Source organism: Aerococcus sp. HMSC062A02, assembly GCF_001809535.1.
Lineage (GTDB): Bacteria > Bacillota > Bacilli > Lactobacillales > Aerococcaceae > Aerococcus.
Window position 1 is genome coordinate 74,692 of record NZ_KV797910.1, and the last position, 9,768, is coordinate 84,459.

The 9,768-nt window shown below is 47.1% G+C and carries 12 protein-coding genes; 9 read left to right on the top strand and 3 right to left on the bottom strand.

Annotated features, from left to right (window positions below; translation table 11 throughout):
- The first annotated feature begins 19 nt into the window (after nucleotides 1–19).
- The 7 genes from yajC to HMPREF2626_RS01190 all read left to right on the top strand — a co-directional run bounded on the left by yajC (nucleotide 20) and on the right by HMPREF2626_RS01190 (nucleotide 6,593).
- A complete protein-coding gene (gene yajC, locus HMPREF2626_RS01160) occupies nucleotides 20–481 on the top strand; it encodes a preprotein translocase subunit YajC (protein ID WP_070616786.1) in 462 nt (153 codons plus the stop codon).
- Between the two features lie 6 nt (nucleotides 482–487).
- The gene (locus HMPREF2626_RS01165; RefSeq protein WP_067975630.1) at nucleotides 488–784 is read left to right on the top strand and encodes a post-transcriptional regulator; all 297 of its coding nucleotides are present in this window, start codon (nucleotides 488–490) and stop codon (nucleotides 782–784) included.
- 186 nt (nucleotides 785–970) lie between these two features.
- Nucleotides 971–1,627 (top strand): metal-dependent transcriptional regulator, encoded by a 657-nt coding sequence (locus HMPREF2626_RS01170; protein WP_070616788.1) that lies wholly within the window; start codon nucleotides 971–973, stop codon nucleotides 1,625–1,627.
- Between the two features lie 143 nt (nucleotides 1,628–1,770).
- Nucleotides 1,771–2,940 (top strand): DNA polymerase IV, encoded by a 1,170-nt coding sequence (dinB, locus tag HMPREF2626_RS01175; protein ID WP_070616790.1) that lies wholly within the window; start codon nucleotides 1,771–1,773, stop codon nucleotides 2,938–2,940.
- On the top strand, nucleotides 2,930–4,252 hold the full coding sequence (locus tag HMPREF2626_RS01180) for a DRTGG domain-containing protein (protein WP_070616792.1): 1,323 nt from the start codon (nucleotides 2,930–2,932) through the stop codon (nucleotides 4,250–4,252). Before dinB ends, HMPREF2626_RS01180 begins: the two co-directional genes overlap by 11 nt.
- A 7-nt stretch (nucleotides 4,253–4,259) precedes the next feature.
- Complete coding sequence (locus HMPREF2626_RS01185; RefSeq protein WP_070616793.1) at nucleotides 4,260–5,219, top strand: DHH family phosphoesterase; 960 nt, start codon at nucleotides 4,260–4,262, stop codon at nucleotides 5,217–5,219.
- Between the two features lie 21 nt (nucleotides 5,220–5,240).
- On the top strand, nucleotides 5,241–6,593 hold the full coding sequence (locus HMPREF2626_RS01190; RefSeq protein WP_070616795.1) for a DEAD/DEAH box helicase: 1,353 nt from the start codon (nucleotides 5,241–5,243) through the stop codon (nucleotides 6,591–6,593).
- Between the two features lie 68 nt (nucleotides 6,594–6,661).
- Here HMPREF2626_RS01190 and HMPREF2626_RS01195 read toward each other — a convergent pair whose 3' ends face one another.
- The 3 genes from HMPREF2626_RS01195 to HMPREF2626_RS01205 form a co-directional block, all read right to left on the bottom strand.
- A complete protein-coding gene (locus HMPREF2626_RS01195; protein ID WP_141744554.1) occupies nucleotides 6,662–6,988 on the bottom strand; it encodes an L-lactate permease in 327 nt (108 codons plus the stop codon).
- Entirely contained in the window at nucleotides 6,979–7,221 is a 243-nt protein-coding gene (locus tag HMPREF2626_RS01200) for a hypothetical protein (RefSeq protein WP_070616799.1), read from the bottom strand. Before HMPREF2626_RS01200 ends, HMPREF2626_RS01195 begins: the two co-directional genes overlap by 10 nt.
- A 142-nt stretch (nucleotides 7,222–7,363) precedes the next feature.
- Complete coding sequence (locus HMPREF2626_RS01205) at nucleotides 7,364–8,212, bottom strand: DUF1189 domain-containing protein (RefSeq protein ID WP_070616800.1); 849 nt, start codon at nucleotides 8,210–8,212, stop codon at nucleotides 7,364–7,366.
- 171 nt (nucleotides 8,213–8,383) lie between these two features.
- Here HMPREF2626_RS01205 and HMPREF2626_RS01210 point away from each other — a divergent pair, with 171 nt between their 5' ends.
- Complete coding sequence (locus tag HMPREF2626_RS01210; RefSeq protein WP_070616802.1) at nucleotides 8,384–8,992, top strand: superoxide dismutase; 609 nt, start codon at nucleotides 8,384–8,386, stop codon at nucleotides 8,990–8,992.
- Between the two features lie 100 nt (nucleotides 8,993–9,092).
- Entirely contained in the window at nucleotides 9,093–9,698 is a 606-nt protein-coding gene (locus tag HMPREF2626_RS01215) for an NUDIX hydrolase (RefSeq protein ID WP_070616805.1), read from the top strand.
- Nucleotides 9,699–9,768 lie beyond the last annotated feature (70 nt).

Sequence of the window (9,768 nt, forward strand, 5' to 3'; positions counted from 1 at the left end):
AAAGGAGCGACTAATTAGAATGAATTCATATTATATTGCAGCATCTGGCGGAGGCTTAATGAGTCTCTTGTTATACTTTATTGTTGTTGGTGGGATTATGTACTTCTTAATGATCCGTCCACAGAAAAAACGCCAAGAGAAGCATAAGGACATGTTATCCTCTATGGGCGTCGGTGACCATGCGGTAACGATTGGCGGCCTTCATGGTGTCATCTATGAGATCGATGAAGTGAAGAACACCATTACCTTAGATTGTGAAGGGGTCCTGCTCGTATTCGAACGTTCAGCGATTGCTCGGACACAAAAGGCGGATCCAGCGGGGACTGAAGCGGCTAATGCAGCTATTTCTAATGCTGCTGAGGCTCAAGCTGCTGAAAAAGCAGAAGAAGAAACAGTCCAAACTCAGGAAGCCGACCAAGTTGAAGAAAAGGATGGACTTGAAGTGCGCGAAGGTCAAGCGGATCCTCAAGACGAGGAATAGGGAAACATGCCACTAGCGGAAGCGATCGCACTTAGTGACTGGGAACGCTTCTGGCTGAAAGCAGCCTTTGAGCGTAAGGCCAAGCAATTTCAAGAAGAAGGCTATCCAGAGATTAGGAGTCAGGATATTGAAGCCTACTTTACGACTTATGCCTGGAAGAAGGAGAAACCCAAGCGTATTCGTCAGAAACGCCAAGCTGTGAACGCGCTCACGGCCAATGACTACTTCGATTACGCCTATCTGGAAGCGTCCACACTGTCGGTTCCTAAGCTTGATGATATGGATATCTCTAATCTTTTATAGTCGGAAACAGGATGCCAGAAGGAAGCTTTTGCCAGCTGGTCATCCTGTTTTTTCTTGGTTAAATTTCAAGACGGAGGAAATTTCTATCGTTCTGAAAATTATTAATTTCATGTATAATAGAGGGTAGATAATTTATGGGCTTGGCCAAGTTGAACCATATCAAATGAGGGAGTGAATGAAGGTCTTATGTCTAGAAGTAAAGATGATTACATGAAAGCAATCTACCAATTGAAGGGTGATGAGCGTAATATCTCGAATAAGGAAATTAGTCAAGCGCTCCATGTCTCAGCCGCTTCCGTCACTGAGATGTTGAACAAGCTGCAGGCTGAAGGCTATCTTGTCTATGTTCCCTACCAGGGCGTTCGTTTAACGGAGGAAGGAAGCTATTTTGCCTCGCAGATTATTCGCCGCCACCGGCTCTGGGAAGTTTTCTTACACGATGAATTGCGTTACCCTTGGGATGAAGTCCACCCCGAAGCCGAAGTCTTAGAGCACTATGTTTCGGACGACTTCATCAACCGCTTAGAGGCCTATCTGGGTTACCCAAAGTACTGTCCTCATGGTGGTGCGATTCCTGACCAAGAAGGGCATTCAGAACATGAAGCCATGGAGGCCTTGGCAAATATTAACTTAGGGACTTCCTTTATCGTGCGCCGGGTGGTAGATGATGACCAGCTCCTAGCCTATTTGGATGAACATGGCCTGCGCATGAATAAAGCTTATGAACTTGTTGACCGGGAAGCCTATAGTAATGACCTGGTCCTGAAAGATTTAGACCAAGGGCAGAGCTTACGTTTAAATGCTGGAGCTAGTCAAAATATATTTGTGGAAGTAAGCCTGTGACAAAAGCTGCTTAGGCCTAGACCATTGGAGCCTACTATGGAACTGGGTGTCAGGATTGATTTTTGGAACAGCTTTTTGCTAGAAAGTTCCTTAGTCAAAAAAGAGGCCGAAGTTTTTAAGTCTAGGGAGAATGGAGGGCTAGTATGCGGACGATTGGGATTCTAGAATTTGAGGAACCCAAAATTGAAGCTAAAAGAAAAATTTTACACGTCGACATGGATGCCTTCTATGCTTCCATCGAGCAGCGGGATGAACCCAGCTACCGCGGTAAGCCCTTAGTGATTGCCCGCCATCCCAAAGAGAATAGCGGTAAGGGAGTGGTCGCAACGGCCAGCTATGAAGCACGTAAATTTGGCATTCATTCGGCCATGAGTGCGGCAGAAGCCTACCGTTTATGTCCCCAGGCGATTTTTGTTCCTGCCCGTCATGCGTATTACCGGGAGGTTTCAGCCCAAGTCCGGGAAATCTTTGCCCGCTATACGGATTTAATTGAGCCTTTGTCCATTGATGAGGCCTTCCTAGATGTGACGGAGAATAAGCTCAACCAGCCCTATGCTATGTATTTGGCCCGTGATATCCAAGAAAGTATCTACCAGGAGCTCCGATTGACTGCCAGTATTGGTGTTTCTTATAACAAGTTCTTAGCTAAACTCGCTTCAGATTATCGGAAGCCGGGGGGAATGACGGTAATTACGCCCAAGCGAGCGCTAGCCTTTTTGGACGGGCTGCCAGTCGATGACTTCTATGGCATCGGCAAAAAGTCAGCTGAGCGCCTCCATGAGCGAGGGGTTCATAAGGGAAGCGATTTGCGGGCCTTGAGTCAGGAAGAATGCCTGGACATTTTTGGGAAACTTGGCTTGCGGATCTACGAACGGATCCGAGGCGTTGACGAGCGGCCAGTCCGGGTCAAGCGCCAACGCAAGTCAATTAGTAAGGAAACCACACTCTATCCCTTCCTCTACCATGAAGATGAGGTTCGCCAGCAGCTCCAGCGACTAGCAGCTGAGGTCAGTCAATCGGCAGAAGATAAAGGGCTCCACGGCCAGGTGGTCACCCTTAAATTCCGTTACCCAGATTTTGCTACTATGACTAGGCAGCGGTCTTTGCAGACGCCTATCTTTGATGCGGAGGAGATCGCCTTCCACGCCGAAGACTTATGGGAGGAATTTGGCCAAGTTGACCAGGGCATCCGCCTCTTGGGGGTCGGTTTGTCTGAACTTACTGCTCAAGATTTTGAAAATCTGAGCCTGCCCCTTAAGCCGCCAACTCCAGACTATCAAGCAGAAACAAAGGAGAAGAAAGATGACGACTAAGCATGAGCAAATATTGAATTATATCCGCGATTTACCAATTGATACGAAGATTTCCGTGCGGCGTATTGCTCGTGATTTGAAGGTATCCGATGGTACCGCCTATCGGGCCATCAAAGAGGCCGAAAATCAAAACCTCGTCCGGACTGTCGAACGAGTCGGCACTGTTCGGATTGAACCCTATGATTACGACCAAACCAAGCGCTTGACCATCCGCGAAATTGTCCGCTTGACGGATTGTACCGTCCATGGGGGCGAACGAGGCCTGGATGGCGAAATTACCAAATTCATTATTGGTGCCATGCAAGAGGAAGCTGTGATGACCTATCTGAGACCTGAAGCCCTGATGATTGTCGGGGACCGGGAAGATATCCAACGAGTGGCCCTAGAGCATGGAATGGCTGTTCTGATTACCGGGGGCTTCCAACCCTCTCAAGCTAACATCGACCTGGCCAACCAGAAGCAGATCCCTATCATGAGCGTGGCTTTTGACACCTATTCTACAGCGACGGTGATTAATAAGGCCATGATTGAGCGGGCCATCCAGCAAGATATTGTCTTAGTTGAAGACATCTTTATTCCTTTTGAGAAGACCTTTTATCTCTTTACCGATAGCCATGTGGTTGACTATCGTAAGCTCAATGAGAAAACCCGCCACAGTCGTTTTCCAGTAGTGAATAAGAACTATGAATTGCAGGGGATTGTAACAGCTAAGGACTTGCTCGGCAAGGAAGACCGGGAAGTTATTGAATCTTGTATGACCGCTGATCCCTTGGTAGCTAAGCTCTCTATGAGTGTGGTCAGTGTGACCCACATGATGGTATGGGATGGTCTGGAGCTCCTGCCGGTAGTGGATGACAGCAACCGTCTCCTAGGGATTGTCTCCCGCCAAGATGTCTTGCGAACTCTTGAATACAAGCAACACCAGGTCAACCGCAATAGTCGCCTGGAGTCTATGCTCGAAGAGAAGTTAGAATGCCTCGATGATAGCCTAGAAAATCCACGCTACCGAATGCTGTCAGATGCCACCATGTCTAACCAATTAGGCACCCTATCAACTGGATTGCTCTTAGGAGTCATCCAATTAGTGGTTGAACAATACTTTGCCGATGTCGTCCAAAAAACAGCCATTATTGAAAGTGTTAATTTTCTTAACTTGCGGTTGGTGCAATTGAATAGTACCTTGGAAATCCACCCCCGTATCTTGACCTTGGGCCGCCGTCATGCCTATGTTGAGGTCCATGTATACCATGGTCAGCAGCTGATGGCCAAAGCCACTTTAACCATGCAAATTCCCTTGGATATGAAGGAGTAGATTCTTTATGGAAGATATTTTACAAGCTATTGAAGCCTATGACACGATAATTATTCACCGCCACCAGCGGCCAGATCCTGATGCTTTAGGCTCCCAGCTCGGCTTAAAGGCAGTGCTGGAAGCGACTTATCCTGAAAAAAAAATATATGCAGTTGGGCAAACGGAGCCTTCCTTAGCCCAGTTTGGGGCCATGGACCAGGTAGATGGTGAGACCTTTAATCAGGCCCTAGTGATTGTTAACGACACAGCCAATACGGCTCGCATCGATGATGACCGCTATAGCTCGGGCGAACGCTTGGTCAAAGTTGACCACCATCCCGATAATGAAGCTTATGGAGATCTTTCTTATGTGGATACCACAGCGAGCTCTTGTTCAGAAATTTGGGCGCGGACGGTCTTAGACCCGCAAAATGCCTTAAAAATGACGGATCAAGCTGCTCAGAATTTTTTCTTAGGGATCGTAGGAGATACCGGACGTTTCCTCTTCGACAATACAAGTCCAGAAACCTTAGCTATAGCAGGTAAACTTTTGGCCTTTGACTTCCCGGCTAGTCAATTGATGCAGGCCTCCATGGAGATAACGCCTGGCCAAGCCCGGCTCCAAGCCTATGTCCTCGACCATACACAAAGAAGTCAAGATGGTCTCGTTGCTAGTGTCAGCCTGAGCCAAGCAAGCCTTAGTGAACTTGGTTTATCTGAAGCGGAGAGCCACAGCATTGTGCAAATGCCTGGTCAAATCAAAGGTGTCCTGGCCTGGGTCATTTTCGTCGAACAAGCTGATGGCACTTACCGCTGCCGGATTCGCTCGAAGGGTCCGACCATTAATACAGTGGCCCAGGCTTTCGATGGTGGCGGCCATCCAAAAGCTAGTGGGGCGAGCATCCCTTCAGCTGCAGACCAGGTCAAGGTCCTCCAAGCCCTCCATGATGCTGCCCAGACTTACCAGGACCAGCTAGGCCAAGCTTAGCCCGTGTGAAAGGAGTCCATAATGACATTTTCAGACTATAATTTTGCGACTTATATTGAAGAAGCCATCCAAGACTTAGGCTTCCATGAAGCTACCCCGATTCAAGAAGAGGTCATCCCCTTGATCCAAGCAGACAAGAGCTTGGTGGCACAGAGCCAGACGGGATCGGGAAAGTCCCATGCCTTCCTACTGCCTCTTTTTGATAAGCTTGAAGACCGGGACCGGACCCAGTTAGTGATTACGGCGCCGTCTCGCGAATTAGGCGAGCAGCTTTATAAGAATGCCAGTCAAATCAGCCAATTTGCCCCCTTTGATTTGCGGATAGAGCGGGCTTTCGGGGGGACAGATACTAAGCGCCAGGCTGAACGCCTGACCCACCGCGCCCCCCATGTGATTGTAGGGACGCCCGGAAGAATCTTAGACTTGGTCCAACAGCAATTAGTCAACCTCCATCATTGCCAGCACTTTGTTGTAGATGAAGCGGATATGACCCTGGATATGGGCTTTCTAGAAACCGTTGATCAGATTGCCAGCCGGATGCCTGAAGACTTGCATATGTATGTCTTTTCAGCCACTATTCCAGAGAAACTCCATCCTTTTCTTAGAAAGTATATGGCTGCTCCGGAATGGGTGACAATCGAGAATGAACGCTTGATCTCACCGACCATCCGTAATATCCTCTTGCCTGTGCGTGGACGCCAGCGGGAAGACTTGCTCTATGAAGCGCTCACCGTGGGCCAACCTTATCTGGCCCTAGTCTTTGCGAATACCATTGACAAAGTTGACCAGGTCTATGAGGACTTGCGCCAACGTGGGCTGTTGGTGGCTAAGATCCACGGCGATATGTCTGCCCGCGACCGCCGCCGTGTCATGCGGCAAATCCAGCAATTAGACTTCCAATACGTGGTAGCTACGGACTTAGCTGCTCGGGGGATTGATATCGATGGCGTTTCCCATGTTATTAATTATGAAATCCCTCATGAATTGGAATTCTTCATCCACCGGGTAGGGCGGACCGGCCGGCAAGGCTTGCCTGGCACCGCAATCACCTTCTACGAACCCGACCAGCAGCCCGCAGTTGAATGGTTGGAAAAGAAGGGCATCCAATTTGAAGTGATGGACTTGAAGAACGGCGAGTGGCGAGATGTTAGTCACCATGACCAAAGACGCCAGCGCAAGGCCCAGCACCAAGAAGAAACGGACCATACAGTGAAGGGCATGATTGCCAAAAATAAAAGAAAGAAAGTTAAACCCGGTTATAAGAAGAAGTTGGACCGGCAAATTAAGAAGCATAAGTCTACTAAGGCTAGGGAGAAGCGCCGCCAACAACTTCGGGCCCAACGCAAGGCCAATAAGGACCGTAACTCTTTTTAATCGACTTCATAAAAACGCCCTTCAGCTTATACTGAAAGGCGTTTTTAATATGTAAATATACAGCTTGCTTAGCCAGCTAGGAAGACATGCATAATGATCGCAAAGATGGCCATGAATAAGCCGACAAGAAGGGAGAAGATAATGCACCACTTATAAATTAAGCCTGTTTCATCTTCGGCTTTAGCTGTCGAGGCACCAGCGGATTGGCTAGCCACCAGTTGGTTGATACTGAGCTGGGGCATGGTTTGGACAATCGATTGATGGATCAGGATAAAGAGAATATTCCCTGAAGTCGTTGAAGAGGTCATAAAGGAGGAGAAAATTCCGATCAAGGGTGCGATGGCTGCATAGACCAAGGAGGTTGACCTAAAGCAATTGCCGTATTTTATCCCCAGTTAACCAGGAGTTTAGAAATCATGAGGAAAGCAACCGTTGAAATACTTGGTGTTAGGGAATCCTCCCAGACAGCCCGATTAATCGAAGCGCCTAAGTTAGTGTCGGACTCATAGCTTTCTTTAGAGTGGAAGTATAAGTAAGCAAAGAGGCCGGCTACTATCGTAATACCAAGCATGATGATCGATAGACTGATTAGTAAATAGAATGGCGCAAAGGCTTGGTTTAAAGACAAGTTGCCCCTATTCTCTTGGTCACTAACACCTCCATCGAACTCATCTTGCATGATTGTGGGGCACAGCAAAGTCTAGCAGTTTGCTAGCTTAAAATAAAAATCCTAAAGGCGCTCTAGAAGGAGCTAGCCTTTAGGATTTTTCTTATTTATTCTTATCGTCAAAATATTTTTCAATTTCTTTAATTTTTTCTTTGAGCTCATCTTCACTTAGTTTTACCACATGGGTTCTCAGAGTCATAATCCAGAAACGGAAGAGGGCTAGGAGAATGATGAGCTCCGATTGGAAAGGAATCATCAGGCCCAAAATATTAAGCAAGCTGAAGACTAGCAGGGGCTGGGTCATACTGAAGAGTCCGAGGTTAAATCGGTCAGCAAAGTTTAAATGGAGGGTCGTTCCTAATTTAAGGATCTGTGCGATCAGACTGATCATTAGGGCTAGGAAAGCGACATAGAAGAATGAAGAAATATATAAGCTGGCAAATAAGAGAACCATGGTGAGACCAGTAATCTGGGTCAGTTGGCGGATGATCGCTTGGCTATTGGCTTGGTTTAAGTCCTGGCCCTGTCCAGCAAGGTCCTGGTAGGAAAGCTGGTAGTTTTGGTTGAGGGCAGCAATCGTGACTTGATCTTTTTGGGCATGAATAACCAGTTTGGGTTTCTTCTCAATATTTTGCATCTCTTGGTCAGAAATCTGGTTTTTAGGGTCGAAGGCGAAGGTGATGAGGTCTGTCTTATTCACGAAACCTTCTGATTCGGACTGAGTAATCTGTCCTTCCTTCATCTCAAAAGCAGGGATAGACTGGGCCACTTGCTCGCCATTATCTTCGATCAGTTCAAGAACGGGGAAAATATTAGCAAAGAGGGCCGCTGCGCTGACCAGGGTCAGGAGGGCTAAGTAGGCGATTTTCTTGCCTAGTTTCATGGTTAGAGCTGGGATGGTACGCTCGATTTTAAAGATACTATAGATAAATAATTTCCAAGTTGCTATCATAGGATGCCTCTTTCTAGCTTCTGTACTTCTTATTTAGTATAGCAAAATCCAAGCAAGGCTGGCAAAAAACTTCCAGGCTTAAGCGAAATTTAAAAGGCTTGAGCGGATGTTTTGAATCTTGAGCTAAGACTTGTTACACTCTAAGTAGAATAAAAAAGGAGGAAGTTAAATATGCCATTTGAGTTACCAGAATTACCTTATGCTTATGATGCTTTAGAACCTTACATTGATGAAGAAACAATGAAATTGCACCATGACAAACACCACAACACTTATGTGACCAATGCCAATAAAGCTTTGGAAGGTCATGATGAATTTGCGAACAAGTCTGCTAAAGAAATTTTAGCCAATATCGACCAAGTGCCAGAAGATATTCGTCAAGCAGTCATCAATAATGTAGGTGGCCACGACAACCATAGCGAGTTTTGGAAGATGCTGGCTCCTAATGCTGGTGGCGAAGCAACAGGCGAAATTAAAGAAGCTATTGATAAGACTTTTGGTTCTTTCGACAAGTTTAAGGAAGAATTTGCCAGTGCAGCAAGCGGTCGCTTTGGTTCAGGTTGGGCTTGGCTCGTTGTTGAAAACGGTGAATTGAAGATCGTTTCAACCCCTAACCAAGATTCACCTGTTATGGATGGTCAAGCGCCTGTTTTAGGCTTGGATGTTTGGGAACATGCTTACTATCTCAAGTACCGCAATGTTCGCGCTGATTACATCGATGCTTTCTGGCATCTTGTGAACTGGGACTACGTTAACGAATTATACGCAGCTGCTAAATAGTTCATTCTTTATTGAGAAGCTAGGTTTGAGCCTGGCTTCTTTTTTTGACCCTTTTGTAAGAGAATTTAGTCAGGTATAATCAATGCAAGGGAGGGATTAGATGTCAAAATGGATGAAATGGGCCAAGGAGCTCCAGGCTCTGGGCCAGGCAGGTTGTTATTATACTGCGAATGATTTTGACTTGGAACGATTCGAACGGATCCGAGCCATTTCACAGGAGATGTTTGACCAGCTGACGGATGCCTCAGCAGAAGAGATTGCCATGGTTTTTAGCGAAGAGGAGGGCTATCAGACGCCTAAGATTGACACCCGGGCGGTGATCTGGCAAGACGATAAGATTCTCTTGGTTAAGGAAAGAAACCAGCAATGGGCCCTGCCCGGGGGTTGGATGGATATTACGGAGACTTTGGCTTCGAATTGTGAAAAAGAAGCCTGGGAGGAAGCGGGAGCCAAGGTCCATGCTGACCGCCTGCTCTTTCTTGAAACTAGTCATGCCAATGATACCTTCTTTACGGTGGTGAAGGTATTCGTCGAGTGCCAGCTGGAGAGTGTGGATTTTCAGGCCAATAATGAAACCTCTGCCTGTGCCTTCTTTGCCCTAGATGACTTGCCGGACTTATCAGTCTACCGCACCTCTCCTGCCCATTTGGCTAAGTGCTATGAGGCTAAAGACGCAGGCCAAGACTGGCAGGTTGCATTTGACTAGCTTGGCAAGTTTCCTTTTTCTTTAATTGACAGACAGGAAGGAGGCTGGGACAAAAGTTCCGGCCTCCTTT

Coding starts and splice junctions, on each gene's coding strand:
- yajC (WP_070616786.1), top strand. CDS start 20: ATGAATTCATATTATATTGCAGCATCTGGCGGAGGCTTAATGAGTCTC.
- HMPREF2626_RS01165 (WP_067975630.1), top strand. CDS start 488: ATGCCACTAGCGGAAGCGATCGCACTTAGTGACTGGGAACGCTTCTGG.
- HMPREF2626_RS01170 (WP_070616788.1), top strand. CDS start 971: ATGTCTAGAAGTAAAGATGATTACATGAAAGCAATCTACCAATTGAAG.
- dinB (WP_070616790.1), top strand. CDS start 1,771: ATGCGGACGATTGGGATTCTAGAATTTGAGGAACCCAAAATTGAAGCT.
- HMPREF2626_RS01180 (WP_070616792.1), top strand. CDS start 2,930: ATGACGACTAAGCATGAGCAAATATTGAATTATATCCGCGATTTACCA.
- HMPREF2626_RS01185 (WP_070616793.1), top strand. CDS start 4,260: ATGGAAGATATTTTACAAGCTATTGAAGCCTATGACACGATAATTATT.
- HMPREF2626_RS01190 (WP_070616795.1), top strand. CDS start 5,241: ATGACATTTTCAGACTATAATTTTGCGACTTATATTGAAGAAGCCATC.
- HMPREF2626_RS01205 (WP_070616800.1), bottom strand. CDS start 8,212: ATGATAGCAACTTGGAAATTATTTATCTATAGTATCTTTAAAATCGAG.
- HMPREF2626_RS01210 (WP_070616802.1), top strand. CDS start 8,384: ATGCCATTTGAGTTACCAGAATTACCTTATGCTTATGATGCTTTAGAA.
- HMPREF2626_RS01215 (WP_070616805.1), top strand. CDS start 9,093: ATGTCAAAATGGATGAAATGGGCCAAGGAGCTCCAGGCTCTGGGCCAG.